We start from the raw sequence: 26,774 nt of genomic DNA on the forward strand, positions 1-26,774 counted from the left end.
TAAGGCGTATTCGTAGCGTGTGGGCGGCGGCACGGAGCACTGGCTCAATCCGTCGAGTAAGTGACTACCCGGCTGGGTGGTCAAGGGGAAATCCCCGACTGAATGTCACATATAGGAAGTAAAGTCATGCCAAGACGTAGAGAAGTACCGAAGCGCGAGGTTTTGCCGGATCCGAAGTTTGGTTCCACCGAACTGGCTAAATTCATGAACGTGGTGATGCTTGATGGCAAGAAGGCTGTCGCAGAGCGCATCGTTTATGGCGCTCTCGAGCAGATTGCCAAGAAGACCGGCAAAGATCCGATTGAAGTGTTTGGTTCCGCAATCGGTAATGTCAAGCCCATGGTTGAAGTGAAAAGCCGCCGTGTAGGTGGTGCTAACTATCAGGTTCCTGTGGAAGTTCGCCCTAGCCGTCGTCTGGCATTGGCGATGCGTTGGGTGCGCGAAGCTGCACGCAAGCGCGGCGAAAAATCCATGGATCTGCGTCTGGCTGGTGAGCTTCTTGATGCAGCAGAAGGCCGTGGTGGCGCAATGAAGAAGCGCGACGAAGTTCACCGCATGGCTGAAGCGAACAAGGCGTTTGCTCACTACCGCTTCTAATCGCGTTATCCGGATAAGGAATTCACCGTGGCACGTAAGACCCCTATCGAGCGGTACCGTAATATCGGTATCTCAGCTCACATTGACGCCGGCAAGACCACGACTACCGAGCGTATTCTTTTCTACACCGGTGTGAACCACAAGATCGGTGAAGTGCATGATGGTGCTGCCACCATGGACTGGATGGAGCAGGAGCAGGAGCGTGGCATCACGATCACTTCCGCTGCTACCACCACGTTCTGGAAGGGCATGGGCATGCAATTCCCGGAACATCGCATCAACATCATCGACACCCCGGGACACGTTGACTTCACGATTGAAGTTGAGCGCTCGATGCGTGTGCTGGATGGTGCCTGCATGGTGTACTGTGCAGTGGGTGGTGTTCAGCCGCAATCCGAAACGGTATGGCGTCAGGCTAACAAGTACAAGGTTCCTCGTCTGGCCTTCGTGAATAAGATGGACCGTCAAGGTGCCAACTTCTTCCGCGTGGTCGATCAGATGAAGATTCGTCTGAAGGCAAATCCTGTACCTGTCGTGATTCCAATCGGCGCCGAAGATAGTTTCGTTGGCGTGGTCGATCTGATCAAGATGAAGGCCATTTTCTGGGATGAAGCATCCCAGGGCATGAAGTTCGAGTACAAGGATATTCCGGCTGAGCTGGAAGGCCTTGCGCAAGAATGGCGTGAGAAGATGGTGGAAACGGCCGCTGAAGCGTCTGAAGAGTTGATGAACAAGTACCTCGAAGAGGGTGACCTGTCCGAGGGTGAGATCATCAACGCACTGCGTCAGCGTACGATTGCATGCGAAATCCAGCCGATGCTGTGCGGCACTGCGTTCAAGAACAAGGGTGTGCAGCGTATGCTGGACGCTGTAATTGAACTGTTGCCGTCGCCGGTTGATGTGCCGCCGGTTGAAGGTACCAACATGAAAGGTGAGTCGGATCATCGTGAAGCTTCCGACTCGGCACCGTTCTCGGCCTTGGCATTCAAGCTGATGAATGACCCGTATGTCGGCCAGCTGACCTTCTTCCGTGTTTACTCCGGTGTTGTGAAGTCTGGTGATGGTGTCCTGAATTCGGTGAAGGACAAGCGCGAACGTATCGGTCGTATTGTGCAGATGCATGCCAATGACCGTAAGGAAATTGACGAAGTTCGTGCTGGTGACATTGCTGCTGCGATCGGTCTGAAGGATGTGACGACGGGTGAGACGTTGTGTTCTGAGGATCAGCCGATCATCTTGGAACGCATGGAATTTCCCGATCCGGTGATTCACGTTGCTGTTGAGCCGAAGACCAAGGCTGACCAAGAGAAGATGGGTCTGGCGCTGGGTCGTCTTGCGAAGGAAGATCCATCGTTCCGTGTGCGTACTGATGAAGAGTCTGGTCAGACCATTATTTCCGGTATGGGTGAGCTGCACCTGGAAATTCTTGTCGATCGCATGAAGCGTGAATTTGGTGTTGAGGCTAATGTAGGTGCGCCTCAGGTGGCTTACCGTGAAACAATCACCAAGGTTGCTGCTGATGTGGAAGGCAAGCATGCCAAGCAATCTGGTGGTAAGGGTCAGTACGGTCACTGCGTGATCACGCTCGAGCCGTCCGGCGAAGGCAAGGGCTATGAGTTCATCGATGAAATCAAGGGCGGTACGATTCCTCGTGAATTCATCCCGTCGGTGGACAAGGGTATCCAGAATACGCTGAAGGCCGGTGTGTTGGCAGGTTTCCCGGTGGTGGATGTGAAGGTTCGTTTGACCTTCGGTTCCTATCACGATGTTGACTCGTCGCAGATTGCCTTTGAGTTGGCTGGTTCGCTGGCCTTCAAGGAAGCCATGCGCCGTGCTTCGCCGGTAATTCTTGAGCCGATGATGGCTGTCGAAATCGAGACCCCGGAAGAGTACATGGGCGACATCATGGGTGATGTGTCTTCCCGTCGCGGTATTCTGCAAGGCATGGATGACAATCCTGCTGGCGGCAAAATGATCAAGGCCGAAGTGCCTCTGTCGGAAATGTTTGGCTACTCAACCACTTTGCGTTCCATGTCCCAGGGCCGTGCTACTTACTCGATGGAGTTCAAGCACTACTCTGAAGCGCCGAAGCATGTTGCTGACGCGATCATGGCTGCCAAGAAGTAATACGAATTTAAATTTGAAAGGAAATAGCAATGGCTAAGGAAAAATTTGCGCGGACGAAGCCGCACGTAAACGTGGGCACGATTGGCCACGTTGACCACGGCAAAACGACGCTGACCGCAGCGATCACCACGATTCTGTCGAAGAAGTTTGGTGGTGAAGCCAAGGGTTACGACCAAATTGACAGCGCGCCGGAAGAAAAGGCACGTGGTATTACTATTAATACCGCCCACGTTGAATATGAAACTGCTACCCGTCACTATGCCCACGTTGACTGCCCGGGCCACGCTGACTATGTGAAGAACATGATTACCGGTGCGGCCCAGATGGATGGCGCCATTCTGGTTTGTTCTGCTGCAGACGGCCCCATGCCGCAAACTCGCGAGCACATTCTGCTGGCTCGCCAGGTTGGTGTGCCGTACATCATCGTGTTCCTGAACAAGTGCGACATGGTGGATGACGAAGAGCTGCTCGAGCTGGTAGAGATGGAGGTTCGCGATCTGCTGTCCAAGTACGACTTCCCGGGCGACGACACTCCGATCATCAAGGGTTCCGCGCTGAAGGCGCTGGAAGGCGACCAATCCGAAATTGGCGAACCGGCTATCTTCCGTCTGGCTGATGCGCTGGATTCCTACATTCCGGAACCGGAGCGTGCCATTGATGGTACCTTCCTGATGCCGGTGGAAGATGTATTCTCGATCTCTGGTCGTGGTACTGTGGTGACTGGTCGTGTTGAACGCGGCATCATCAAGGTTGGCGAAGAAATCGAAATCGTGGGTATCCGCCCGACCCAGAAGACTACCTGTACTGGTGTGGAAATGTTCCGCAAGCTGCTCGATCAAGGTCAGGCTGGCGACAACATTGGCGCGTTGCTGCGTGGCACCAAGCGTGAAGATGTTGAGCGTGGTCAGGTTCTGGCTAAGCCGGGTTCGATTACTCCGCACACCAAGTTCACGGCTGAAGTGTACGTGCTGAGCAAGGATGAAGGCGGCCGTCATACCCCGTTCTTCACCAACTATCGTCCGCAGTTCTACTTCCGTACCACTGACGTGACTGGTGCGGTTGAATTGCCGGAAGGTACCGAAATGGTGATGCCGGGTGATAACGTATCGATCACTGTATCGCTGATTGCGCCGATTGCCATGGAGCAGGGTCTGCGTTTTGCCATCCGTGAAGGTGGCCGTACTGTTGGTGCTGGCGTTGTTGCCAAGGTCATCGAGTAAGCGAGAATATTATGCAAAACCAAAAGATTCGCATTCGTCTGAAGGCTTTCGATTATGCATTGATCGATCGCTCGGCTCAGGAAATCGTAGAAACTGCCAAGCGCACTGGTGCTGTGGTCAAGGGTCCAGTGCCTCTGCCTACAAAGATTGAGCGTTTCGATGTTCTGAGCTCGCCGCACGTTAACAAGACTGCGCGTGATCAGTTCGAAATCCGTACCCATCTGCGCTTGATGGATATTGTCGATCCTACAGACAAGACTGTTGATGCGCTGATGAAGCTGGATTTGCCGGCAGGTGTCGATGTTGAGATCAAGCTGCAGTAATTTCTGGCTGCATATGCTTGCGGCTGGCTAATTTTCTGTAGTATCATCGCGGGCTTACCGTATAGTGCGGTAAGCCCGTGTTTTTTTTATTGGATCATAGCCAGCCAATCGTAGCTGGCCCTTGATAAAGGGAATAACTATGAGCTTAGGACTTGTCGGTCGCAAGGTCGGCATGACCCGCGTCTTTGCTGAGGATGGTGCGTCCATTCCGGTGACGGTGCTGGATATGTCGGCTAATCGCGTCACGCAAATCAAGACCCCGGAAACTGATGGCTATTCGGCTGTTCAGGTTACCTTTGGGGCTAAAAAGGCTAATCGTGTTAATAAGGCGGAAGCAGGACATTTTGCCAAGGCTGGTATTGAAGCTGGTGAGGGTCTTGTGGAGTTCCGTGTGGATGCGGAAAAGCTTGCTGGCCTGAAGGCTGGTGATGCACTTTCTGTTGAAATCTTTGCTGCTGGCCAGCTGGTGGATGTATCCGGTACTTCCATTGGTAAGGGCTTTGCGGGTGCTATCAAGCGCCATAATTTCTCCTCAAATCGTGCAACTCATGGTAACTCGCGTTCCCATAATGTGCCTGGTTCGATTGGTCAGGCGCAGGATCCTGGTCGCGTTCTTCCTGGTAAGCGCATGCCTGGTCATCTCGGTGATCGCAAGGCGACTGTGCAAAACCTGGAAGTTGTTCGGGTTGATGCAGAGCGTCAATTGCTCCTGGTTAAGGGGGCTGTTCCTGGCTGCAAGGGTAACGACATTGTGGTCCGTCCCGCAGTGAAGGCAGGTGCATAATGGAACTTAAGGTTATCAATGCAAATGGTGAGGCACAGGCAGCGGTGGCTGCTTCTGACGCATTGTTTGCGCGCGACTTCAATGAAGCGCTGGTGCATCAGGTGGTGACTGCCTATCTGGCTAATGCACGTAGTGGCAATCGTGCCCAAAAGGGTCGTGCTGATGTCAAGCATACGACCAAGAAGCCTTTCAATCAGAAGGGTACTGGTCGTGCACGTGCTGGTATGGCATCTTCTCCGCTTTGGCGTGGTGGTGGCAAGACTTTCCCGTCGAGCCCGGATGAAAACTTCAGCCAGAAGGTGAATCGCAAGATGTTCCGTGCAGGTATTGCGACCATTCTGTCGCAGCTTGCACGCGAAGATCGCTTGTTGGTTCTGGATTCCCTGGCTGTTGATTCCCCCAAGACCAAGGCGTTTAGTGAAAAGCTGGCTGGCTTGAAGCTGGATAGCGCGCTGATCATTACTCATGAGTTGGATGAGAATCTTTACCTGGCTTCTCGTAATCTGCCGAATGTATTGGTGGTTGAGCCGACTGCTGCAGATCCGGTGAGCTTGGTGCGCTTCAAGAAAGTGGTGCTGACTCGTGAGGCGCTGCAAGCTTTTGAGGAGATCTACGCATGACGCAATTTGCTGAAAACCGTCTGCTCCAAATTATCCTGGCGCCGGTAGTCTCCGAAAAGGCTACCTTTGCTGGTGAGAAAAACGAGCAGGTCGTGTTCCGTGTTGCAAAAGATGCAACTAAGGATGAAATCAAGGCTGCGGTCGAATTGCTGTTTAAGGTTAAGGTCGAAGGCGTACAGGTGTTGAACGTCAAGGGCAAGGCCAAGCGTTTCGGTCGTTTCATGGGTCAACGCAAGGGCTGGAAGAAAGCATACGTCAGCCTGGTTGCTGGTCAAGAGATTGACCTGGCTTCTGCGGCTTAAGGAGACTAATAATGGCTTTGGTAAAAGTAAAACCGACATCGCCTGGTCGCCGCGCAGTAGTCAAGGTTGTAAATGCGGACCTGCACAAAGGTGCACCGTATGCTGCTCTGGTTGAGAGTCAGTCCAAGACTGCCGGTCGCAACAATAATGGCCACATCACTACCCGTCATATGGGTGGGGGTCATAAGCAGCACTATCGCGTCATTGACTTCCGTCGTAACAAGGATGGTGTTGTAGCGAAGGTTGAGCGTCTGGAATATGACCCGAATCGTACTGCCAATATTGCCCTGCTTTGTTATGCCGACGGTGAGCGTCGCTACATCATTGCCCCGAAGGGTCTGAAGGCTGGCATGACTGTTGTTTCGGGTTCTGAAGCGCCGATCAAGACTGGCAACGCCTTGCCGATCCGCAATATCCCGGTTGGTACAACTATTCACTGCGTCGAAATGCAGCCTGGCAAAGGTGCCCAGCTGGCCCGCTCTGCTGGTGCGTCTGTGCAGTTGCTGGCTCGTGAAGGTGCTTATGCGCAACTTCGCTTGCGCTCCGGTGAAATCCGCAAGGTGCATGTTGACTGTCGCGCGACCGTAGGTGAGGTTGGTAATGAAGAGCACAGCCTGCGTTCCTATGGTAAGGCTGGCGCCAAGCGCTGGTTGGGTATCCGTCCGACAGTTCGCGGCGTGGTAATGAACCCGGTCGATCACCCGCATGGTGGTGGTGAAGGCAAGACTGGCGAAGGTCGCGTGCCTGTTACGCCGTGGGGTCAGCCGACCAAGGGCTATCGCACTCGCAGCAACAAGCGCACCAGCAATATGATCGTGCGTCGTCGTCCGGCGAATAAGGGGTAATGCAAAATGTCTCGTTCTATTAAGAAGGGCCCGTTCGTAGACCTGCACCTTATCAAGAAGGTTGAAGCTGCGCGTAGCTCGAATGATCGTCGTCCGATCAAGACCTGGTCGCGTCGTTCAACTGTTCTGCCGGACTTCGTTGGTCTGACGATTGCTGTACACAATGGCAAGCAACACGTGCCGGTGTATGTGAATGAAAACATGGTTGGCCACAAGTTGGGTGAGTTTGCTCTGACCCGTACTTTCAAGGGTCATGCCGCGGATAAAAAAGCCAAGCGATAAGGTGAAGACATGCAAGTATCTGCCGTACTGAGCAACGCTCGTCTCTCCGCACAAAAGGCACGTCTTGTCGCTGACTTGGTTCGTGGCAAGCCGGTTGAGCAAGCCCTGAATATTCTGGCGTTCTGCCCGAAAAAAGGTGCTGTGCTGATCAAGAAAGTGCTGGAGTCGGCCATTGCCAATGCCGAGCACAATGAAGGTGCCGATATCGACGCCCTCTCGGTGAAAGTGATTTATGTGGACAAGGGACCGTCTCTGAAGCGTTTCATGGCTCGTGCAAAGGGTCGTGGTGCGAAGATTGAGAAGCAAACCTGCCACATCACCCTGACTGTTGGGGATTAAGGAGCGATTATGGGTCAGAAAATTCATCCGACGGGTTTTCGTCTCGCCGTCACAAAAAACTGGGCCTCGCGCTGGTATGCCAACAGCAGCAATTTTGCCTCGATGCTCAATGAAGACATCAAGGTGCGGGACTTTCTGAAGTCGAAGCTTGCCAATGCTTCTGTGGGGCGTGTGGTAATTGAGCGTCCAGCCAAGAATGCCAAGATCACGATTCACACGGCTCGTCCGGGAGTGGTGATTGGCAAGAAGGGTGAGGATATCGAACTGCTGAAGGGTCAGTTGCAAAAGATTCTAAATGTTCCCGTGCATGTGAACATTGAAGAAATCCGCAAGCCTGAAATCGATGCGCAAATCATCGCTGACAGCATTTCGTCCCAGCTTGAAAAGCGTGTCATGTTCCGTCGTGCCATGAAACGTGCTATGCAAAATGCCATGCGTCTTGGTGCTCAAGGTATCAAGATCATGTCCTCGGGCCGTCTCAATGGTATTGAGATTGCACGTACCGAGTGGTATCGCGAGGGTCGTGTACCGCTACATACGCTGCGTGCGGATGTGGATTACGCTACTTCCGAGGCTCGTACTACTTACGGGATTATTGGTATCAAGGTTTGGGTGTACAAGGGTGATGTGAAGCCTGGCGAGAAGAGCGCCGTGGTGGAAGCGCCGGAAACCCAGAAGAAGGCACGTAAGGGGGCACGCAATGCTGCAACCAACTAGACTTAAATATCGTAAACAGCATAAAGGCCGCAACACTGGTATTGCTACGCGTGGCGTTGCAGTTTCCTTTGGTGAGTTCGGGCTGAAGGCTGTTAGTCGTGGTCGTCTCACGGCACGTCAAATTGAATCTGCGCGTCGTGCCATTACTCGTTACATCAAGCGTGGCGGCCGCGTCTGGATTCGCGTATTCCCGGATAAGCCGATTTCCAAGAAGCCCGCTGAAGTTCGTATGGGTAATGGTAAAGGTAGCCCGGAGTACTACGTGGCTGAAATTCAACCTGGTAAAGTGTTGTATGAACTGGATGGTGTGGCTGAAGAGGTTGCGCGTGAAGCCTTCCGCTTGGCTTCTGCCAAGTTGCCGTTCGCTACAACCTTTGTCACTCGCCAAGTGGGGCAATGATGAAAGCAGTTGAATTGCGTCAAAAGACCGCTGCAGAATTGAATGCCGAATTGACTTCGCTTCTGCGTGAGCAATTTGGTTTGCGCATGCAGCAGGCTTCCGGTCAGTTGGCCAAGGTGAGCGAAATCAAGCGTGTGCGTAAAGCCATTGCACGCGTACGTACCATCCTTGCTGAAAAGGCGGCATAACATGACTGAAGCGAAATTGAAGCGTACGCTGACTGGTCGCGTTGTCAGCGACAAGATGGACAAGACGGTCACTGTTTTGGTGGAGCGTCTGGTGAAGCATCCTTTGTATGGCAAGATGGTTCGCAAGTCCAAGAAGTACCATGCGCATGATGAAAACAACCAATATGCAGAAGGTGATGTGGTTGTGATCGAAGAAACTCGTCCTCTGTCCAAGACCAAGACTTGGGTAGTCAAGAGTTTGGTGGAAAAAGCGCGTGCATAATCAGATTTGATTGTGCTTGCACGGGCATTCTACGTTGTGTAGAATGCCCGTTTTCATTCCTGGCCTTTCCTGGCTGGGTGTTCCTTCCCCTTGCGGGGTCCAAAACTGGCCGCTAATAGCCTGGTTTTGCCGGGCGATCCGGTAACGGGTGATTTGTGCGGATAAAGTTGGAGGTTTTATTAAATGATTCAAATGCAATCCCGACTCGAGGTTGCCGACAATACTGGTGCGCGCGAAGTTCAGTGCATTAAGGTGTTGGGTGGCTCCAAGCGTCGTTATGCCTCTGTTGGCGATATCATCAAGGTCAGTATCAAGGATGCTGCGCCGCGTGGTCGCGTCAAGAAGGGTGATGTTTACAATGCTGTAGTGGTGCGCACCGCCAAGGGTGTTCGCCGTGCAGATGGTGCGCTCATCAAGTTTGATGGTAATGCAGCCGTTCTTCTTAATAACAAGCTTGAGCCGATTGGCACTCGCATCTTTGGGCCAGTAACGCGTGAACTGCGTACTGAGCGCTTCATGAAGATCGTGTCTCTTGCTCCCGAAGTGCTGTAAGGAGAGGTTGTATGAACAAGATTCGCAAGGGTGATGAGGTTATTGTCATCACCGGCAAGGATAAAGGTAAGCGTGGTACCGTCTTGCGTGTTATTCCTGCTGAAGATCGCGTTGTGGTAGAGGGTGTAAATGTTGTAAAAAAACATGCCAAGCCCAATCCTATGCGTGGTATCCAAGGTGGCATCGTTGAAAAGACTCTTCCGGTCCATGTATCCAATGTTGCCATTTTCAACAAGGCGAGCGGTAAGGCTGATCGCGTAGGCTTCAAGGTGCTCGAAGACGGCAAGAAGGTGCGTGTCTTCAAGTCCACTGGCGAAGTGGTTGGTGGCTAAGGAGTAAGGCATGGCACGTCTGCAAGAGTTTTATCAAGAAAAAGTGGTGCCTGAACTGGTCAAGCAGTTCGGCTACAAGTCCATCATGGAAGTACCGCGTATTGAGAAGATCACGCTGAATATGGGTGTGGGCGAAGCGGTTGCCGATAAAAAAGTGATGGAACATGCTGTTTCCGACATGCAAAAAATTGCTGGTCAGAAACCGGTGGTAACCAAGGCTAAGAAATCCATCGCAGGCTTCAAGATTCGTGATGATTATCCGATTGGCTGCAAGGTTACTTTGCGTCGCGAACGCATGTATGAATTCCTGGATCGCCTAGTAACGATCGCGCTGCCTCGCGTGCGTGACTTCCGTGGTGTTTCGGCCAAGTCGTTCGATGGTCGTGGCAACTACAACATGGGTGTGCGCGAGCAAATCATCTTTCCGGAAATTGAATACGACAAGATTGATGCGCTGCGCGGCATGAATATTACTATTACCACGACGGCTAAAACCGACGATGAAGCTCGTGCGCTTCTCGCTGCGTTTAAGTTTCCGTTCAAGTATTGAGGCGAATCATGGCTAAGCTCGCATTGATAAATCGTGAGGAAAAACGTCGTGCCCTCGTTGCTAAATTTGCTGCCAAGCGCGAAAAGCTGATGGCGGTGATTAACGATCAGGCTGCTAGCGACGAAGAGCGTTTTGAAGCTCGTCAAAAGCTTCAACAGTTGCCGCGTAATGCAAGTCCTGTGCGTCTGCGCAATCGCTGCCAGATGACTGGTCGTCCGCGTGGTGTGTTCCGTAAATTTGGTCTGGGCCGTAGCAAGCTGCGCGAACTTGCGTTCAAGGGTGAAATCCCTGGCGTGGTCAAGGCTAGCTGGTAATAGGGGAAAAGAAACATGGCAATGCATGATCCTATCGCCGATATGCTGACTCGCATCCGCAACGCCCAGCGTGCGGAAAAGGCCTCTGTGGTAATGCCTTCTTCCAAGTTGAAGATCGCTATTGCCAAGGTGCTGCAGGATGAAGGTTATATCGAATCTTTCGCTGTGTCTGGCGATGTCAAGCCTGAGCTCTCGATTGAGCTCAAGTACTACGCAGGACGTCCGGTTATTGAGCGTATCGAACGCGTCTCCAAGCCTGGTCTGCGTATCTACAAGGGTGCGACCGAGATTCCGCAGGTGATGAATGGTTTGGGTGTGGCAATTCTGTCTACCTCCAAGGGTGTAATGACTGATCGCAAGGCGCGTACTCACGGAGTGGGTGGCGAGCTGTTGTGCGTCGTGGCTTGATGAGGTCCAACAATGTCTCGCGTAGCTAAGAATCCGGTTAGTATTCCGGCTGGTGTCGAGGTTAAGCTCGGTGCCAATGAAATTACCGTTAAAGGACCGAATGGTTCCTTGACGCAGGCTGTAACAAGTGATGTCGAAGTCAAAGTCGAAAGCGGTTCGGTTTTGTTCGCTGCAAAGTCAACTGCAAAGCAATCCCGTGCGATGTCTGGCACTTTGAGAGCACTGGTCAACAATATGGTGACTGGTGTGTCCAAGGGTTTCGAGCGCAAGCTGACTTTGGTTGGCGTGGGATATCGTGCCCAGGCACAAGGTGATGCGTTGAATCTGACCTTGGGCTTTTCGCATCCTGTTGTTCACAAAATGCCGGCTGGCGTCAAGGTTGAAACGCCTTCGCAGACCGAAATTTTGCTCAAGAGTGCCGATAAACAATTGCTTGGCCAAGTGGCTGCCGAAGTTCGTGCATACCGCGCACCGGAACCCTACAAGGGCAAGGGTGTACGTTATGCGGACGAAGTGGTGACCATCAAGGAAACCAAGAAGAAGTAATCGAGGCTGATACATGGACAAGAATCAAGGACGTCTCCGCCGTGCACGTAAAACCCGTGCCAAGATTGCGGAGCTCAAAATGGTGCGCCTGTCAGTGCATCGGAGCAATAGCCATATCTATGCTCAGATCATCGACGAGACGGGTGGTAAGGTTCTGGCTTCTGCTTCGACCGTTGAAGCAGAAGTTCGTGGCCAGATCAAAAATGGTGCCAGTGTTGAAGCAGCAACTGCTGTAGGTAAGCGCATTGCTGAAAAGGCCAAGGCCGCAGGTGTTGAGGCTGTAGCGTTTGATCGTTCAGGCTTCAAGTATCACGGTCGTGTTAAGGCCCTGGCTGATGCAGCCCGCGAAGGCGGTCTCGTCTTCTAATCGAGTTGGAGTTGAAAATGGCTAAAAACGATATGGAAGATCGCAAGGACGGCCTTCGTGAAAAAATGGTGAGCGTGAATCGCGTAACCAAGGTCGTCAAGGGTGGTCGTATTCTTGGGTTCGCAGCACTGACCGTTGTTGGTGACGGTGATGGCGCTGTGGGCATGGGCAAGGGCAAGTCGAAGGAAGTGCCGGTTGCTGTGCAGAAAGCAATGGAAGAAGCCCGTCGCAAGATGGTGAAGGCTTCCTTGAAGAATGGCACGATTCAGCACACCGTATTCGGCAAGCATGGCGCGACAACAGTGTTCATGCAGCCTGCACGTGAAGGTACCGGTATTATTGCCGGTGGTCCGATGCGTGCTGTGTTCGAAGTGATGGGTATTCACAACATCACGGCAAAATGCCATGGCTCGACCAATCCCTACAACATCGTGCGCGCCACCTTGGACGGGTTGTCCAAGTTGAACACGCCGGCGGAAATTGCTGCTAAGCGTGGCAAGTCCGTAGAGGAAATCTTGGGGGCATAACATGAGTGATGCAAAAAAAATCAAAGTTACGCTCGTTAAAAGTTTGATTGGTCGTTTGGCCAACCATAAGGCATGTGCCAATGGTCTTGGTCTGAAAAAGATCGGCCAAACAGCTGAGGTAATTGATACGCCGTCGAATCGCGGCATGATCAACACCATCAGCTATCTGTTGAAGGTGGAGGGCTAAATGGAACTGAATACCCTGCAACCAGGTGTTGGTGCCAAGCACGCTAAGCGTCGTGTGGGCCGTGGTATAGGCTCAGGCTTGGGAAAAACTGCCGGTCGTGGTCACAAGGGTCAGAAGTCACGCGCTGGTGGTTTTCACAAGGTGGGTTTTGAAGGCGGTCAGATGCCGCTGGCACGCCGCTTGCCAAAGCGTGGCTTCAAGTCTTTGACGCGTGGCAAGACTGCAGAAGTTCGCTTGTCTGAAATCAGTGCTTTGCCGGTCAATGAAATTGATTTGCTTACGCTTTTCCAGGCAGGGCTGATTTCTCAACATGCTCAAGTGGCCAAGGTTGTACTGTCTGGCGCAATCGAGCGTGCAGTTACTCTCAAGGGATTGACAGTGACTGCTGGTGCCCGTGCAGCTATTGAAGCTGCTGGCGGTAGCATCGTTGAGTAACCTGCTAGTTTGATAAGGCAATAACGTGGCTATTCCAGCTCAGGCAACCGTCAATAAATTTGCGGATCTGAAAAGAAGAGTCTGGTTTCTGGTGGGAGCGCTGATCGTCTATCGTATCGGCGCTCACATACCGGTTCCCGGGATCAATCCAGTTGAGTTGGCCAAGTTGTTCAACTCGCCGCAAACTGGCCTGTTGAACATGTTTAACATGTTTTCCGGTGGGGCTCTTTCGCGTTTTACCGTTTTCGCAATCGGTATAATGCCGTATATTTCGGCGTCGATTATTTTGCAGCTTGCGGCAGAGGTTCTGCCGAATCTCAAGCAGCTAAAGAAAGAGGGCGAATCGGGACGTAGGAAAATTACGCAATATACTCGCTATGCAACTGTGCTTTTGGCATCGGCGCAGAGCTTTGGTATTGCAGTCATGCTTTATGGGCAGCCTGATTTGGTTGTAATGGGCAAAGCTCAGTTTGTCTTCACGACAATGGTAACTCTGGTAACCGGCACCATGTTCTTGATGTGGCTGGGTGAGCAGATTACAGAGCGTGGTGTTGGCAATGGCATTTCCATCCTGATTTGTGCCGGTATCGCAGCTGGTGTTCCTGCTGCTATTGGCAAAACGCTTACGTTGGCCAATCAGGGTGCGTTGCCTATATTGCTGGTACTGTTTTTGTTTGTTGGTGTGATTTTGCTTACGGCAGCGGTCGTGTTTATTGAGCGGGGGCAGCGCAAGGTTCCTATTCAGTATGCCAAGCGCCAGGTCGGTAACAAGATCATGCAGGCCCAGAGTACACATTTGCCGTTGAAGATTAATATGGCTGGCGTTATACCACCTATTTTTGCTTCATCAATCATTTTGTTTCCTGCTACGGTTTTGTCGTGGACCGGAAATAATGAAAAGCTTTCTTGGCTAAAGGCAATTGGCGATAAGCTGCACCCTGGGCAACCTTTGTATGTGTTGTTGTATGCTGCAGCCATTATCTTCTTTTGTTATTTCTACACAGCGTTGACCTTTAATCCGAAGGAAACCGCTGATAATTTGAAGAAGAGTGGTGCCATGGTCCCTGGTTACCGTCCGGGAGATCATACTGCGAAGTATATTGAGAGACTCATTCTTAAGCTGACACTGATCGGTGCTATTTATATCACGATCGTTTGCTTGATTCCTGAGTTCTTGATTCTCAAGTGGAACGTACCATTCTATTTTGGCGGTACTTCTCTGTTGATTCTCGTAGTGGTGTCCATGGATTTTATGGCGCAGATGCAGTCTTATGTTCTTTCGCACCAGTATGAGGGCCTGCTGAAGAAAGCCAATTTCAAAGGTGTGGCTTAAGTTTATGGCGAAAGAAGATGTTATTCAGATGACGGGTGAAGTACTCGAAACATTGCCTAACGCAATGTTTCGAGTGAAACTCGAAAATGGACATGTGGTTCTTGGTCATATTTCCGGGAAAATGCGTATGCATTACATTCGTATTCTTCCTGGCGATAAGGTTACAGTGGAGTTGACCCCCTATGACCTGAGCAAGGCCCGCATCGTATTCCGTGCCAAGTGATGGTGTGGAATTCAAATTTTTGATCGAAAGGAAAGACGATGAGAGTTCAGGCATCGGTCAAGAAAATTTGTCGCAACTGCAAGATCATCCGTCGTAATCGCGTAGTACGCGTGATTTGTACGGATCCGCGACATAAGCAGCGTCAAGGCTGATTGCAAGCAATCGGCTCTAGGTGCTAGAATCTGCAACTTTTTCAACCTGGGGTAAGAAAGTATGGCCCGTATTGCTGGGGTTAACATACCTAATCATCAGCATACTGTGATCGGCCTTCAGGCGATTTACGGTATTGGCCGCACACGCGCTTATGCGATTTGTGCGTCGACTGCCGTTGAGCCTACCAAGAAGGTCAAGGATCTCAGCGATGCTGAGCTTGACAAACTGCGCGACGAAATCGGCAAGTACACTGTAGAAGGCGACCTGCGCCGTGAAGTAACCATGAGCATCAAGCGTCTTATGGACCTTGGCTGCTATCGTGGTTTCCGTCACCGCAAGGGACTGCCTGTTCGTGGTCAGCGTACTCGCACTAATGCACGTACCCGCAAGGGTCCGCGCAAGCCGATCGCCGGCAAGAAGTAATTTAAGGATTCCTAAGTTATGGCTAAAGCAAACACAGTGCGTGTACGGAAGAAAGTCAAAAAGAGTGTGTCTGAAGGGATCGTGCATGTGCATGCATCTTTCAATAACACAATCATAACCATCACCGATCGCCAAGGGAATGCACTTTCTTGGGCTACCTCGGGCGGTGCTGGTTTTAAAGGCTCTCGGAAGAGTACACCTTTCGCTGCGCAGGTCGCGGCGGAAGCAGCTGGTAAAGTTGCCCAAGAATATGGTGTAAAGAACCTCGAAGTTCGTATCAAGGGTCCGGGCCCGGGTCGTGAATCTGCTGTGCGTGCATTGAACGCACTGGGTTTCAAGATCACCAGCATTTCGGATGTTACGCCTATTCCGCACAACGGCTGCCGTCCGCCGAAGAAGCGTCGTATCTGACCTGGAGTAAGAAATGGCTCGTTATATTGGTCCTAAATGTAAACTTTCCCGTCGTGAAGGCGCGGATCTTTTTTTGAAGAGCGCACGTCGCTCGCTTGATAGCAAGTGCAAGCTGGAACAAGCCCCAGGCCAGCACGGTGCCAAGGCCCCCCGTCTTTCGGACTTTGGCCTGCATTTGCGTGAAAAGCAAAAGATCCGTCGTATCTACGGTGTTCTGGAACGTCAGTTCCGCCGTTATTTCGAGGCTGCTTCCAGCACCAAGGGTTCTACAGGTGAAAATCTGTTGAAGCTTCTGGAATCACGTCTTGATAACGTTGTATATCGCATGGGTTTTGGCTCTACCCGTGCAGAATCGCGTCAAATTGTTTCTCATTGCGCCATTACGGTTAATGGTGTAGTGGTCAATGTGCCGTCGTATCAGGTTAAGGCCGGCGATGTGGTTGCTGTTCGTGAAAAAGCTAAAAAGCAAGCACGAATCCAAGAAGCTTTGTCTTTGGCTGAAGGTATTGGTTTCCCGAGTTGGGTTCAAGTTGATGCTAAGAAAATGGAAGGCATGTTCAAGAACATGCCTGAACGTTCCGATCTGTCCAGCGATATTAATGAAGCGCTGGTCGTGGAATACTATTCTAAGTAATTAACTGAACCGGTCGGACAAGGGATACTGACATATGCAAAACAACGCAAATGAATTGCTCAAGCCGCGCATTATTGATGTGCAGGCAGTGAGTGCGTCCCATGCCAAAGTTGTCATGGAACCCTTTGAGCGTGGATATGGCCATACACTGGGCAATGCCCTACGCAGAATCCTGTTGTCGTCGATGGCTGGTTTCGCCCCGACTGAAGTCAAGATTGAGGGTGTTGTTCATGAGTACTCCGCACTTGATGGTGTACAAGAGGATATCGTTGATATTCTGTTGAACCTCAAGGGCGTTGTACTCAAACTGCATGGTCGCGAATCTGTTGTGCTGAATCTTTCTCGTGAAGGTGAAGGTCCAGTCAAGGCTAGCGATATCCAGTTGCCACATGATGTTGACGTTGTAAATCCTGACCATGTCATCGCGCACCTCTCAGCAGGCGGCAAGTTGAACATGGAAATCAAGGTTGAAAAGGGTCGTGGTTATCAACCTGCGCCTGTTCGTCTTGCCAAGGATGAAAATCGTACGATCGGCAATATCATGCTCGATGCATCGTTCAGTCCGGTGCGTCGCGTAAGCTACCAGGTTGAAAGTGCGCGTGTTGAACAGCGTACTGATTTGGATCGTCTCGTCATTGATGTTGAAACCAATGGTGTGATTGAACCAGAGCAGGCTGTCCGCGAAGCTGCACGCATGCTGATTGATCAGCTTTCTGTTTTTGCTGATCTGCAGGGTACCCCAGCTCCGGAAGAGAAACCGCAGGCTCCGCAAATCGATCCGATTTTGCTGCGTCCGGTAGATGATCTCGAATTGACAGTGCGTTCTGCGAACTGTCTCAAGGCCGAGAATATCTATTACATCGGTGATCTCATCCAGCGTACTGAAACTGAACTGCTTAAGGCACCGAATCTTGGCCGCAAGTCGCTAAATGAAATCAAGGAAGTGCTTGCCTCCAAGGGGCTATCCCTCGGTATGCGTCTTGAAAATTGGCCGCCGGCAGGCTTGGAAAAGCCCTGACAGGCTGATTTAGAAAGGAACTGACAAATGCGTCATCGTCTTGCTAACCGCAAACTGAATCGCACGACTAGTCATCGTCTTGCGATGTTGCGTAACTTGGCTAATGCCTTGTTGCGTCATGAACTGATCAAGACTACTCTTCCCAAAGCCAAAGAACTTCGCCGTGTGGCGGAACCTCTGATTACTTTGGGCAAGAATCCGTCTTTGGCTAATCGCCGTTTGGCTTTTTCGCGTACGCGTGACCGTGAAATCGTTGTGAAGTTGTTCGACGTTCTCGGCCCTCGCTATGCTGCCCGTAACGGTGGTTATCTGCGTATTCTTAAGTGTGGCTTCCGTCAGGGCGACAATGCTCCTATGGCATATGTTGAACTGGTTGACCGCCCTGAAGATGCTGAAGTTGTAGAAGCTGCTGAATAATATCAGCGCTTTTAATGAAAAAGCCAACTTTCGAGTTGGCTTTTTTTATGGTTTAGTTGCAAGTGCCAGCCATGTGGCTGCTGGTGTGATGCCATACCATTGCCATTCACGTGCAACGTCAATGGCGATTTTCTGAATCAGGCTATGTGTGCCATCTGGGTCGAGTCCGATCAATGTTGAAGCTTCCTTGAGGTCATCCGGTAGACCAGGATCTTGCCAACCGTTGTTTATGTGACGTGCGACGCTTGTGGCGACCAGAACGGTTCGAACACGCGGTTCGTCTTTAAATCTTTCATCAAGTAAATGTCGCATCAGCTGCGGCAGATGCCATTTCTGTAACAGCGCCAAATGCAATTCGTGTAGAGAAATTCCGAGTACAGTACGCTGTGCATCACGACTCCGCATGCCCGGATTGCTGCGCATAAGCTCGGAAATGCGCATGGCCAGTACTGGTGCTTCTACCCACAGCAAAATCTCGGCTGTATTGTGCAGTAGCACGGCTGTCGAAATTTCTGCGGGGTCCAGGTCGCGCCGGCGTGTGGCTATGCCTGATGCAATGCGTGCGGCGAGATAGGCACGATAGCAGACACGTTTGCAGCCTTGTAGTGCCTCTGGGTAGCTGGCAAGTTTGTTTTCCAGGCTGTGACTGGCGCCGAACGAACGAAAGAACCCACTCAGGCCAATCATGAGTAGGATTCGATCCAGTGTTGTGACGTCAGTAATCTGGCTGGTGTGACGGTGCGATTCAAGATAGCGTACCAGTCTCAGCGAAAGCAATGGATCGTGAATTACCAGGTTGGTAATGTCGCGTAACCCGATATCATCCAGTTTGCCATTCAGCTCACGGATTTTGGCTTGCGAGCTGGCAAGAATGGGCAATTCCTGTGTGGAGAAGTACTGTACCCAGCTGTTCAGATCATGCAGCGGTGCTTCAAGCATCCTAGTCCTTTAAATCGAGACTCATTTTTATAATTATGGCACGTTATGTAATCGGTGATATCCAAGGGTGTTTTGACGAACTTACCTTGTTGTTGGACAAGATTGGATACGTCCCCGGGGTCGACCGATTGTATCTGGTTGGCGATCTGGTCAATCGAGGTCCCGACTCGCTGAAGGTATTGCGTTGGGCCTTTCAGGAGCGGGCGCATGTGCAAACCGTATTGGGTAATCATGATCTGCATTTGCTGGCTTGTGCCATGGGTGTGGGCAAGCTTAAGCAGGGCGATACCCTGGCTGAAATTCTGACCGCGGATGACCGTGTGGCATTGCTGGATTGGTTGCGTTCTCAGCCACTTCTGATCACGCTGGATGATGTAATGATTGTGCATGCTGGCATTATGCCGGCATGGGATGAAGACTTGGCGCGCGCACTGGCTGATGAGGTTTCCTCCGTGCTTGCCGGGCATGACTACCGAGCTTTTCTGCTGAACATGTATGGCAATCATCCTGGCGCGTGGTCAGAAAATTTATGTTCGCTGGATCGAATGCGTCTTGCCGTTAATGCGTTTACTCGCATGCGAATGGTGGCTGCGTCAGGAACGCTGGATTTTAAATTCAAGGGTGAATTGGAAAGGGCACCGAAGCAGTTGGTGCCCTGGTTTGACTTTCCATTGCGGGTGCCGAAGCAGCACCGAATTGTGTGTGGACACTGGTCAGCACTGGGTTTGTTCTTGCGGGAAGATGTCTGGTCTCTGGATACCGGCTGTGTCTGGGGCGGCTGTTTGACCGCTATCAGGCTGGAGGATGGTGAGGTTTTCCAGGTACAGGCGCTACGGCGCTACCAGGATTCGGTCGATTGAACCATGCAGTGTCCGTATGCTCGCTTCAATTGCCTGCGCTGCATCGCGTCGATTCATGCTTTGTGATGCATGTATGGGTGGCAGGTAATGCACACGAATGACCAAGCCTTCGTGGCCAAGCAGCTTCCAGACGGATTCTCCAAGGCTGATGTCATCGCAGTACGCGGCTGCGTTGGTGCGTTTGCCGTGATCGTCCAGATACTGGATGCATGCAGGCTGCAGCAGTGCCCGGCACTCCATGGCCGGCTGCAACAAGGATGATCGAAATGGACGGATATGCTGGCCATCTGTACTGGTTCCTTCCGGAAATACGGCAATGTGGTCACCTTGTATCAGCGCTGTTTTTATTGCCTCATTGATCCGGGCCGTATCGCGTTTGTTATCGCGGTTGATGAATAATGTTCCGGTTCCTCGGCAAAGTCTGCCAATGATTGGCCAGGCTGAGACTTCAGACTTTGCAACAAAGCGTGCGGTGAATGCACTATTGAGTGCAAAGATATCCAGCCACGAGATATGGTTGGCCAAAATCAGTGCTGATTTTGAGGAGTCTGGCAATTCACCGTGGATTTCCACGCGAATTCCAAAAATGCGAACAAGTTTTTGCGACCAGTTCTTGATATGCCTGCGACGTTTGTGTCCGCTGCAGTGGGGGAAATGCAGCGCGATAATGCCAAGGCCTGTTGCGATATGCATGCTGAGCCGGATGAAACGCACGAGGCGACGGCAATCTGCCCCCAAGTTAGTTGGTAAAAACATCATTTTTCAGGAAGTGGCGCGCATATCGCTGATTGATATGCTGCATGGGTAAAAGAACGAGGAAATCCGCAGTGTTGAAATCCGGATCCCACGCCGGTGCGCCGCAGATCATGGCGCCTGCGCGCAAATAGCCTTTGATGAGCGGAGGTGTCTCGATTGGCATGTCCTGATAAAGGGCATCCACAGGAAGCGGACAGCGCGGCGTGACATGCCATTGCGCTGGTGCAAGATGATTTTTGACCAACTCATGATACAGGCTGGCCGCATGATGGCCGCCATCAGCCATGCTGACGCTCGCGCAACCCATCAAATATTGATAGCCGTGCATTTGCATGTACTGGGCGAGTCCTGCCCATAGCGTGGAAATCACCGCACCGGATCGATATTCCGGGTGGACACAGGAGCGACCAACCTCAACCAGCTGGTTGCGTAAGTTCTTGAGACGAGTCAGGTCAAATTCCGTGTCGGAGTAATAGCTACCGAGTCGACGTGCCGCATCGGGGCGCAGGATGCGGTACGTGCCCACAACCTCGCCGCTCTCGCCATGCTGGACAATGAGGTGATCACAATATGGATCAAATAAATCCTGATCCAGGCCGGGTTCCCGCGATTTGATGCGGGCGCCCATTTCTTCTGCGAAAACCTGATAGCGCAATGCCTGAGCCGCGCGGACATCTGATTCGGATTGTGCCAGGCAAAACGATAGGCGATGGGGCCTGGATGGTTGAATGCGTGGGGGTGTATCAAGTTGCAGCATCGTTGTTTCTCCAGTAACTGGACGAAACAATAATGCTGACGTGTGACGAGGCTGTGACTATTGCATGACGGATTCGTGATCGATGCTGTCGGATTCAATGGGAATACGATAGCTGCCATCTGCCCACTGTCCAAGATCTATCTGACGGCAACGCGCAGAACAGAATGGGCGGTATTTATTGTCGGGATGGTAGGCTGCCTCTTGGCCGCATTGCGGGCAGCGGACTTTACGTTGGGTAGTGTTCACAGATTGCAGTAGCCAATGGTGAACGGAATGTCATCTGCTACAAGTTTTGTTCTGTCGCCGGTGGTGGATGGGCAGACAAAGCGGATGTTGATGGCGTAACGATTGGCGGAGAGTTCTGGAATGGCAGCCAGTTGTGAGTCCAGGGAAATACGCAGCATTTGCACTGACTTTCCCCCCGACATTTGTTGAAATACCCCGTTTTTGGCAGTGTAGGTGTTGGTTTTGCATGAGTCGCGCAATAACCGCAACACAATTTCCAGGCCGTGATGAATTGGCAGTAGTGGTGTTAGCCAGCTGCGCAGATCTTTTTGGCGGACTTCCGCACTTTGTTGTCGCCAGAAATGATAGGAGGGTAGGTCGAACTCACACACGCCGCCGGGAATGCTGATGCGCTGTTTGATGGCCATCAGCCATTCGTTATCGCGCAAATGCTGTCCAAACTTTCCAGTCATGTCGAGTAAGCGTGCGTGCGTGCTTTCAATCTCCGTGAGTACGCTTTCCAGGATTTCTTCTGACACATCTGGGTTGTAACGGAGCGCAATCAGGGCAAGCCGCTGACGTTCCAGTTCCTGCAGCAGATCAGATTTCAGATCGGCCCGGCCAGCAACCTCCATGATTTCAAACAGGCCAAGCAGCGCAGCATGATGATCCAGCGCATGTTCCTGCTCCACGTAATAGACCGTACGATCATAAAGATCCTCCAGGCGCAGCAGCGTCCGGATACGTTCGTTGGTGGGAAACTCATAATGGATCACTAAGGGCACCGTTCAGTTGGTTCAATGGGGCTGCGTGCCGCCGATTTCAAAGTGTCTATTGTACGCTATTGGCCAGCATCAGATAGCGCTGATGTAAACGGGTTACTTGCGCATCGAGCAGCTCGAGGCTTCCGTTGTTAAGGATGATGTCATCTGCATTCAGCAAGCGCGTCTGGCGACTGATTTGCGTTGCCATGATGGCAAGGACTTCATGGAAGGATAGCTGGCTGCGGTTCATTACTCGCGCGATCTGTTCTTCTTCCGGGCAATCCACGACAACCTTGCGCTGAATGAACGTCTTGAATGAAGACTTTTCAAACAGCAGCGGAACTACAAGCATGGTGTAGGGGGCGGTGGTAGGGGTGGTGATGATTTGTTCTGTCTGCGCCAGGATGAGTGGGTGGAATATGCTTTCCAGCTTGGTTCGTGCGACGGGGTCGGAAAATACCAATGAACGCATGCGCGCTCGGTCCATGGTGCCATTCGGGCAAATAAATTCGGAGCCGAATTCTTGCGCGATGGCAATCAGCGCTGGTGAGGGGGGCTTTGACAGGGCGTGACTGATTTCGTCCGTATCGACCACGCGCACGCCGTGTTGCGCGAAAAGTTGTGCTGCGCAACTTTTACCTGAGCCAATTCCGCCGGTGAGACCGACAATAAATTGATCAGGACAAGCCATACCAGGCAACCAATGACGAGCCCCAATACATGGCAAGGAGTCCGGCGATTCCGAGATAAGGACCAAATGGCATGGGTTTGCCCATGCCGTGGCGCGATAGCAGGATCAGCAGTATGCCCAATAGTGCGCCGCTGAGCGATGAAAGCAAAATAATGACCGGGAGCATCTGCCAGCCCAGCCAAGCGCCGAGTGCTGCGAGCAGCTTGAAGTCGCCATAGCCCATCCCTTCTTTGCCGGTGACCAGCTTGAATGCCCAGTACACGCTCCATAGGGAAAGATAACCTGCTGCGGCACCGATGACAGCATCGGCAAGCGGCACAAAGCCTGAGTCAAGGTTGAACAGCAATCCCAGCCATAGTAGCGGCAGGGTCAGGCTGTCAGGCAGCAGGCTGGTATCGGCATCAATAAAAATCAAGGCGATGATGAACCAGGCAAAAACCATGGCACCCAGTGCATGGTAGCTGGCACCGTAGTGCCACACGATCCCGGTCGAGATCATGCAGGTAAGGAGTTCGACCAGCGGGTAGCGTACGCTGATACCTGCTTTGCATTTGCTGCAACGTCCGCGCAGCAGCAGCCAGCTGATTACGGGAATGTTTTCCCAGGCGCGGATCTGGTGGCCGCAGTGCGGGCAGGTGGAGCGCGGCGTTACCAGGTTGAATGCCGCTGGTGCGGGAATGTCGGCATCATCGGCCAAATCCAGACAAGCGCATTCATGCCGAAAACCGTTTTCCAGCATGATGGGTATGCGATGAATGACTACATTAAGGAAGCTGCCGATCAGCAGTCCCAATAATCCGGCCAGCGTAAGCAGCCAGATGAAATCAGTATTCAGCCAGTCCATTAACCTACTGCCGCCCCCATCTTGAAGATCGGCAAGTACATGGCAATCACCAGCCCGCCAATCAGAACACCCAGTACCACCATGATGATTGGTTCCATCAGGCTGGAAAGTGCCTCGACAGCGTTGTCGACCTCTTCTTCGTAATAGTCGGCAACCTTGCCGAGCATGGCATCAAGCGATCCCGACTCCTCGCCGATCGATACCATTTGCTGCATCATGTTGGGAAATATGCCTGTGTTCTGCAGCGCAATCGTCAGACTGGTGCCGGTGGAGACTTCCGACTGAATGCGCTGGGTGGCGATCTTGTAGAGGTGGTTGCCGGCAGCGCCTCCCACGGAATCGAGTGAATCCACCAGTGGAACGCCTGCGGCAAACATGGTGGATAGGGTACGAGCCCAGCGTGCGAGCGTGGCCTTGCGGACGATCTCTCCCAGGACTGGCAGCTTGAGCACAAATCGATCCATAAAGATTTGTACCGATTCCAGTCGACGCCATGCTTTCAAAAAAGCGTACACGCCGCCAAATATGCTGCCGAAAATCAAATACCAATAGTCGACAAAGAAGTCTGAGATGGCCATGACCAGCAGGGTTGGGGCGGGTAAATCTGCACCAAAGCTGGAGAAGAGATCCTTGAATGCAGGGATCACGAAGATCATGATGATTGCTGTAATTACAAAGGCGGCAACGATGATGGATGCAGGATAAAACATTGCCGATTTGATCTTTTTCTTGACCCCGAGAATCTTCTCTTTGTATGTGGCGAGGCGAGCGAGCAATGTGTCCAGAATCCCGGCCTGCTCGCCTGCTTGTACCAGATTGCAGTACAGGCTATCGAAATAGGCAGGGTGCTTGCGAAATGCCTGGTTGAGCGATGAGCCGGTCTCGATATCTGCCTTGATGTCCATCAGCAGACGTGTGACAGAAGGGTTGCTGTGTCCCTTGGCGACGATGTCGAAGGAGGTCAGCAACGGCACGCCAGATTTCATCATCGTGGCCAATTGCCGCGTAAACATGGTGATGTCGGTGTCGGTGATTTTTCGTCCCGCCCGCAGCCGCTGTTTTTTGATCTGCAGGACCAGAATGCCTTGCCGGCGTAGCGTGTTTTTGACCACATTCTCGCCACTGGCGCGCATTTCGCCCTTTATGATTTTGCCGGCCTTGTCCTTGCCTTCCCACTGGAAGGTGAACTCCTTGACCTTAACGGCTGTTTTTTTGGCGGGTGCTGCCATTGGGAGGGTCTCCTGGCTGGTGTGTCTTATTCATTGGTGACGGCCATAACCTCTTCCAGTGAGGTTAGTCCTTGCTTGACCTTGATCAAACCGGACTGGCGCAGGTCTCTGACGCCTTCGCGCCGAGCCTGATCGGCAATATCGATGGCATTGCCGCCCTGCATGACCAACCGGTTCATTTCATCCGTGATGGGCATGACCTGATAAATGCCAACGCGTCCCTTGTAGCCGGTATTTTTGCACTGGTCGCAGCCTACCGGGCGGTAGGTTGTCCAGTTGCCGTCAAGATCGCTTTCCGAAAAACCTGCTTCAAGCAGCGCCGGAGCCGGAATCTCGATGGGGGCTTTGCAGGCGGGGCAAAGGCGCCTGGCCAGCCGTTGCGCCGTGATCATGATGACAGAGGAGGCAATGTTGAAGGCCGGTACCCCCATGTTAAGCATCCGGGTCAGGGTTGAGGGGGCATCGTTGGTATGCAATGTCGAGAATACCATGTGGCCAGTCTGGGCTGCCTTGATGGCGATGTCGGCTGTTTCGTAATCGCGGATTTCGCCGACCATGATGACATCCGGATCCTGGCGTAAAAATGCCTTGAGCGCGACAGAGAAGGTGAGCCCGGCCTTTTCATTCACGTTGACCTGATTGATCCCGGCCAGGTTGATTTCGGCCGGATCTTCCGCGGTTGAAATGTTGATATCAGGCTTGTTCAGCAAATTCAGGCAGGTATAAAGCGAGACGGTTTTGCCTGATCCGGTTGGGCCTGTTACCAATACCATGCCATAAGGGCGCTGGATCGCATTGAGCAGCGCTTCCTTTTGGTCGGGGTCATAGCCAAGCGCATCGATGCCGAGCGTGGCCGAGGTCGGGTCGAGAATCCGCATACAGATTTTTTCGCCGTGCAGCGTTGGCAATGTGGACACCCGAAAATCGATAGCGCGATTTTTGGATAAAACCAGTTTCATGCGCCCGTCTTGCGGAATGCGTTTTTCTGATATATCGAGTTTGGAAATGACCTTGATGCGCGAGGCGATTTTTTCCTTGAATGCCAGCGGAGGCTGGGCAATATCGCGCAGCACGCCATCCTGCCTGTAGCGGATCCGATAGAACTTTTCAAAGGGTTCAAAGTGGATATCCGAACAGCCGCTATTGATCGCATCCAGCAAAATTTTCTGGATATATTTGACGACGGGCGCGTCATCAACTTCGGCATTAACGGCGGCATCTGGCTGTGTTTCTTCTTCTCCGCTGCTGATTTCCAGTTCGGCGACATCCATCACCATGTTCTTGATGTTGGCTCCGCTTGCCTCGACCAGTTTGTCGATCATGGTTGACAACTTCGGGTCTTCGACCACGATCAATTCAACCTGGAGCCCTGTCTGGAAGCGGACTTCTTCAACGGCTTGAATATTGGTGATGTCGGAAATGCCGATAAACAGCTTGGTTGCGCCGCGTTTGAAGAGTGGCACAATGCGTTGTGCCAGCATGACCTTGATGTCCAGCACGCCTTGCGGAATATAGGCTGAATCGATTTGGTCAAGATCAAGCATTGGATAGCCAAATGCCTGCGAGCAAAAGCCGGCAATATCCAGTGCCGACATTTTTTTGCTGCGGATCAGGTGCTCGATAAAGGGTGTTTTGCTAGTGCTTGCTGCAGTCTGCAATGCAGCGGCATCGGCTTCGCTGATCAGGTTGTGCTGAGCAAGCAAGCGTGCAAGGCCGGATAAATTCGGTATGTCCATGGCAGTTCTATCTCAATCGGCGTATTCAGACTATCTGGGTGCCTGCCGGAATTCAAGCAACTCGCCGGGCATTGGCAGTCTAGCAGATCTGAGGTTTTTTCGGCGAAGGGATCAATTGAGGGCGGGTGCTGCATTTC

Annotated in this window: 42 protein-coding genes; 33 read left to right on the top strand and 9 right to left on the bottom strand. The window is 52.1% G+C overall.

Annotated features, from left to right (window positions below):
• Window positions 1-126 precede the first annotated feature (126 nt).
• From rpsG to rplQ, 32 genes are all read left to right on the top strand, one after another.
• Entirely contained in the window at window positions 127-597 is a 471-nt protein-coding gene (gene rpsG / locus AC0KVQ_RS00600) for a 30S ribosomal protein S7 (RefSeq protein WP_473419158.1), read from the top strand.
• Window positions 598-624: 27 nt separating this feature from the next.
• On the top strand, window positions 625-2,724 hold the full coding sequence (gene fusA / locus AC0KVQ_RS00605; protein ID WP_473419159.1) for an elongation factor G: 2,100 nt from the start codon (window positions 625-627) through the stop codon (window positions 2,722-2,724).
• A gap of 29 nt (window positions 2,725-2,753) precedes the next feature.
• Complete coding sequence (gene tuf / locus AC0KVQ_RS00610) at window positions 2,754-3,944, top strand: elongation factor Tu (RefSeq protein WP_473419150.1); 1,191 nt, start codon at window positions 2,754-2,756, stop codon at window positions 3,942-3,944.
• 11 nt (window positions 3,945-3,955) lie between these two features.
• Window positions 3,956-4,267: a 30S ribosomal protein S10 gene (rpsJ, locus tag AC0KVQ_RS00615; RefSeq protein WP_473419160.1), complete on the top strand. Its 312-nt coding sequence runs from the start codon at window positions 3,956-3,958 to the stop codon at window positions 4,265-4,267.
• A gap of 139 nt (window positions 4,268-4,406) precedes the next feature.
• Window positions 4,407-5,051, top strand: coding sequence for a 50S ribosomal protein L3 (gene rplC, locus AC0KVQ_RS00620; protein WP_473419161.1), 645 nt, complete (start codon window positions 4,407-4,409; stop codon window positions 5,049-5,051).
• Window positions 5,051-5,671: a 50S ribosomal protein L4 gene (gene rplD / locus AC0KVQ_RS00625; protein WP_473419162.1), complete on the top strand. Its 621-nt coding sequence runs from the start codon at window positions 5,051-5,053 to the stop codon at window positions 5,669-5,671. The genes rplC and rplD overlap by 1 nt, the downstream gene beginning before the upstream one ends.
• A complete protein-coding gene (rplW, locus tag AC0KVQ_RS00630) occupies window positions 5,668-5,973 on the top strand; it encodes a 50S ribosomal protein L23 (RefSeq protein ID WP_473419163.1) in 306 nt (101 codons plus the stop codon). The genes rplD and rplW overlap by 4 nt, the downstream gene beginning before the upstream one ends.
• Window positions 5,974-5,984: 11 nt before the next feature.
• Window positions 5,985-6,818 carry a 50S ribosomal protein L2 gene (rplB, locus tag AC0KVQ_RS00635; protein WP_473419164.1) on the top strand — a complete coding sequence of 278 codons (834 nt, stop codon included), beginning with the start codon at window positions 5,985-5,987 and terminating at the stop codon, window positions 6,816-6,818.
• Window positions 6,819-6,824: 6 nt separating this feature from the next.
• Window positions 6,825-7,100, top strand: a complete 276-nt coding sequence (rpsS, locus tag AC0KVQ_RS00640) for a 30S ribosomal protein S19 (RefSeq protein ID WP_473419165.1) — start codon at window positions 6,825-6,827, stop codon at window positions 7,098-7,100.
• Window positions 7,101-7,109: 9 nt separating this feature from the next.
• The gene (gene rplV / locus AC0KVQ_RS00645) at window positions 7,110-7,439 is read left to right on the top strand and encodes a 50S ribosomal protein L22 (RefSeq protein WP_473419166.1); all 330 of its coding nucleotides are present in this window, start codon (window positions 7,110-7,112) and stop codon (window positions 7,437-7,439) included.
• 9 nt (window positions 7,440-7,448) lie between these two features.
• On the top strand, window positions 7,449-8,156 hold the full coding sequence (rpsC, locus tag AC0KVQ_RS00650; protein ID WP_473419167.1) for a 30S ribosomal protein S3: 708 nt from the start codon (window positions 7,449-7,451) through the stop codon (window positions 8,154-8,156).
• On the top strand, window positions 8,140-8,556 hold the full coding sequence (gene rplP, locus AC0KVQ_RS00655; RefSeq protein ID WP_473419168.1) for a 50S ribosomal protein L16: 417 nt from the start codon (window positions 8,140-8,142) through the stop codon (window positions 8,554-8,556). The genes rpsC and rplP overlap by 17 nt, the downstream gene beginning before the upstream one ends.
• Window positions 8,556-8,744 (top strand): 50S ribosomal protein L29, encoded by a 189-nt coding sequence (gene rpmC, locus AC0KVQ_RS00660; RefSeq protein ID WP_473419313.1) that lies wholly within the window; start codon window positions 8,556-8,558, stop codon window positions 8,742-8,744. The genes rplP and rpmC overlap by 1 nt, the downstream gene beginning before the upstream one ends.
• Window position 8,745: 1 nt before the next feature.
• The gene (gene rpsQ / locus AC0KVQ_RS00665; protein WP_473419169.1) at window positions 8,746-9,006 is read left to right on the top strand and encodes a 30S ribosomal protein S17; all 261 of its coding nucleotides are present in this window, start codon (window positions 8,746-8,748) and stop codon (window positions 9,004-9,006) included.
• Between the two features lie 183 nt (window positions 9,007-9,189).
• The gene (gene rplN / locus AC0KVQ_RS00670) at window positions 9,190-9,558 is read left to right on the top strand and encodes a 50S ribosomal protein L14 (RefSeq protein ID WP_473419170.1); all 369 of its coding nucleotides are present in this window, start codon (window positions 9,190-9,192) and stop codon (window positions 9,556-9,558) included.
• Window positions 9,559-9,569: 11 nt separating this feature from the next.
• Complete coding sequence (gene rplX, locus AC0KVQ_RS00675) at window positions 9,570-9,890, top strand: 50S ribosomal protein L24 (protein ID WP_473419171.1); 321 nt, start codon at window positions 9,570-9,572, stop codon at window positions 9,888-9,890.
• A gap of 10 nt (window positions 9,891-9,900) precedes the next feature.
• Entirely contained in the window at window positions 9,901-10,440 is a 540-nt protein-coding gene (gene rplE / locus AC0KVQ_RS00680; RefSeq protein ID WP_473419172.1) for a 50S ribosomal protein L5, read from the top strand.
• A gap of 8 nt (window positions 10,441-10,448) precedes the next feature.
• Window positions 10,449-10,754 (top strand): 30S ribosomal protein S14, encoded by a 306-nt coding sequence (gene rpsN, locus AC0KVQ_RS00685; RefSeq protein WP_473419173.1) that lies wholly within the window; start codon window positions 10,449-10,451, stop codon window positions 10,752-10,754.
• A gap of 15 nt (window positions 10,755-10,769) precedes the next feature.
• Window positions 10,770-11,162 (top strand): 30S ribosomal protein S8, encoded by a 393-nt coding sequence (rpsH, locus tag AC0KVQ_RS00690; protein WP_473419174.1) that lies wholly within the window; start codon window positions 10,770-10,772, stop codon window positions 11,160-11,162.
• A gap of 12 nt (window positions 11,163-11,174) precedes the next feature.
• Window positions 11,175-11,708, top strand: coding sequence for a 50S ribosomal protein L6 (gene rplF / locus AC0KVQ_RS00695; protein ID WP_473419175.1), 534 nt, complete (start codon window positions 11,175-11,177; stop codon window positions 11,706-11,708).
• 13 nt (window positions 11,709-11,721) lie between these two features.
• A complete protein-coding gene (gene rplR, locus AC0KVQ_RS00700; RefSeq protein WP_473419176.1) occupies window positions 11,722-12,075 on the top strand; it encodes a 50S ribosomal protein L18 in 354 nt (117 codons plus the stop codon).
• Between the two features lie 17 nt (window positions 12,076-12,092).
• Window positions 12,093-12,602 (top strand): 30S ribosomal protein S5, encoded by a 510-nt coding sequence (gene rpsE / locus AC0KVQ_RS00705; RefSeq protein WP_473419177.1) that lies wholly within the window; start codon window positions 12,093-12,095, stop codon window positions 12,600-12,602.
• A 1-nt stretch (window position 12,603) separates the two neighbouring features.
• The gene (gene rpmD, locus AC0KVQ_RS00710) at window positions 12,604-12,789 is read left to right on the top strand and encodes a 50S ribosomal protein L30 (protein ID WP_473419178.1); all 186 of its coding nucleotides are present in this window, start codon (window positions 12,604-12,606) and stop codon (window positions 12,787-12,789) included.
• Window positions 12,790-13,224: a 50S ribosomal protein L15 gene (gene rplO / locus AC0KVQ_RS00715; protein WP_473419179.1), complete on the top strand. Its 435-nt coding sequence runs from the start codon at window positions 12,790-12,792 to the stop codon at window positions 13,222-13,224.
• A gap of 25 nt (window positions 13,225-13,249) precedes the next feature.
• Window positions 13,250-14,557: a preprotein translocase subunit SecY gene (gene secY / locus AC0KVQ_RS00720; protein ID WP_473419180.1), complete on the top strand. Its 1,308-nt coding sequence runs from the start codon at window positions 13,250-13,252 to the stop codon at window positions 14,555-14,557.
• A gap of 4 nt (window positions 14,558-14,561) precedes the next feature.
• Window positions 14,562-14,780 (top strand): translation initiation factor IF-1, encoded by a 219-nt coding sequence (gene infA / locus AC0KVQ_RS00725; RefSeq protein WP_473419181.1) that lies wholly within the window; start codon window positions 14,562-14,564, stop codon window positions 14,778-14,780.
• A gap of 38 nt (window positions 14,781-14,818) precedes the next feature.
• Window positions 14,819-14,932, top strand: a complete 114-nt coding sequence (gene rpmJ, locus AC0KVQ_RS00730; RefSeq protein ID WP_018748524.1) for a 50S ribosomal protein L36 — start codon at window positions 14,819-14,821, stop codon at window positions 14,930-14,932.
• A 61-nt stretch (window positions 14,933-14,993) separates the two neighbouring features.
• Window positions 14,994-15,356: a 30S ribosomal protein S13 gene (rpsM, locus tag AC0KVQ_RS00735; protein WP_473419182.1), complete on the top strand. Its 363-nt coding sequence runs from the start codon at window positions 14,994-14,996 to the stop codon at window positions 15,354-15,356.
• An 18-nt stretch (window positions 15,357-15,374) separates the two neighbouring features.
• Window positions 15,375-15,767: a 30S ribosomal protein S11 gene (gene rpsK, locus AC0KVQ_RS00740; protein ID WP_473419183.1), complete on the top strand. Its 393-nt coding sequence runs from the start codon at window positions 15,375-15,377 to the stop codon at window positions 15,765-15,767.
• 13 nt (window positions 15,768-15,780) lie between these two features.
• Window positions 15,781-16,401, top strand: a complete 621-nt coding sequence (gene rpsD, locus AC0KVQ_RS00745) for a 30S ribosomal protein S4 (RefSeq protein ID WP_473419184.1) — start codon at window positions 15,781-15,783, stop codon at window positions 16,399-16,401.
• A 34-nt stretch (window positions 16,402-16,435) separates the two neighbouring features.
• Window positions 16,436-17,419: a DNA-directed RNA polymerase subunit alpha gene (locus AC0KVQ_RS00750; protein WP_473419185.1), complete on the top strand. Its 984-nt coding sequence runs from the start codon at window positions 16,436-16,438 to the stop codon at window positions 17,417-17,419.
• Window positions 17,420-17,446: 27 nt separating this feature from the next.
• On the top strand, window positions 17,447-17,836 hold the full coding sequence (gene rplQ / locus AC0KVQ_RS00755; protein ID WP_473419186.1) for a 50S ribosomal protein L17: 390 nt from the start codon (window positions 17,447-17,449) through the stop codon (window positions 17,834-17,836).
• A 45-nt stretch (window positions 17,837-17,881) separates the two neighbouring features.
• Here rplQ and AC0KVQ_RS00760 read toward each other — a convergent pair whose 3' ends face one another.
• A complete protein-coding gene (locus tag AC0KVQ_RS00760) occupies window positions 17,882-18,775 on the bottom strand; it encodes an HDOD domain-containing protein (protein ID WP_473419187.1) in 894 nt (297 codons plus the stop codon).
• Between the two features lie 35 nt (window positions 18,776-18,810).
• Between AC0KVQ_RS00760 and AC0KVQ_RS00765 the strand changes: the two genes are divergently transcribed.
• Window positions 18,811-19,635: a symmetrical bis(5'-nucleosyl)-tetraphosphatase gene (locus tag AC0KVQ_RS00765; protein ID WP_473419188.1), complete on the top strand. Its 825-nt coding sequence runs from the start codon at window positions 18,811-18,813 to the stop codon at window positions 19,633-19,635.
• Here the strand turns inward: AC0KVQ_RS00765 and AC0KVQ_RS00770 are convergent.
• The 8 genes from AC0KVQ_RS00770 to pilB form a co-directional block, all read right to left on the bottom strand.
• A complete protein-coding gene (locus tag AC0KVQ_RS00770; protein ID WP_473419189.1) occupies window positions 19,606-20,208 on the bottom strand; it encodes a lysophospholipid acyltransferase family protein in 603 nt (200 codons plus the stop codon). The genes AC0KVQ_RS00765 and AC0KVQ_RS00770 overlap by 30 nt on opposite strands.
• Window positions 20,209-20,374: 166 nt before the next feature.
• Window positions 20,375-21,148 carry a GNAT family N-acetyltransferase gene (locus tag AC0KVQ_RS00775; protein WP_473419190.1) on the bottom strand — a complete coding sequence of 258 codons (774 nt, stop codon included), beginning with the start codon at window positions 21,146-21,148 and terminating at the stop codon, window positions 20,375-20,377.
• A gap of 57 nt (window positions 21,149-21,205) precedes the next feature.
• Window positions 21,206-21,394: a DNA gyrase inhibitor YacG gene (locus AC0KVQ_RS00780; RefSeq protein ID WP_473419191.1), complete on the bottom strand. Its 189-nt coding sequence runs from the start codon at window positions 21,392-21,394 to the stop codon at window positions 21,206-21,208.
• Complete coding sequence (gene zapD, locus AC0KVQ_RS00785; RefSeq protein ID WP_473419192.1) at window positions 21,391-22,149, bottom strand: cell division protein ZapD; 759 nt, start codon at window positions 22,147-22,149, stop codon at window positions 21,391-21,393. The genes AC0KVQ_RS00780 and zapD overlap by 4 nt, the downstream gene beginning before the upstream one ends.
• Before the next feature lie 55 nt (window positions 22,150-22,204).
• On the bottom strand, window positions 22,205-22,828 hold the full coding sequence (gene coaE, locus AC0KVQ_RS00790; protein WP_473419193.1) for a dephospho-CoA kinase: 624 nt from the start codon (window positions 22,826-22,828) through the stop codon (window positions 22,205-22,207).
• Window positions 22,815-23,672, bottom strand: coding sequence for a prepilin peptidase (locus AC0KVQ_RS00795; protein WP_473419194.1), 858 nt, complete (start codon window positions 23,670-23,672; stop codon window positions 22,815-22,817). The genes coaE and AC0KVQ_RS00795 overlap by 14 nt, the downstream gene beginning before the upstream one ends.
• Window positions 23,672-24,901 carry a type II secretion system F family protein gene (locus AC0KVQ_RS00800; protein ID WP_473419195.1) on the bottom strand — a complete coding sequence of 410 codons (1,230 nt, stop codon included), beginning with the start codon at window positions 24,899-24,901 and terminating at the stop codon, window positions 23,672-23,674. Before AC0KVQ_RS00800 ends, AC0KVQ_RS00795 begins: the two co-directional genes overlap by 1 nt.
• Window positions 24,902-24,927: 26 nt before the next feature.
• Window positions 24,928-26,637, bottom strand: a complete 1,710-nt coding sequence (gene pilB / locus AC0KVQ_RS00805; RefSeq protein WP_473419196.1) for a type IV-A pilus assembly ATPase PilB — start codon at window positions 26,635-26,637, stop codon at window positions 24,928-24,930.
• Window positions 26,638-26,774 lie beyond the last annotated feature (137 nt).

The sequence above is a fragment of the Formivibrio sp. oc-25 genome, assembly GCF_055810895.1.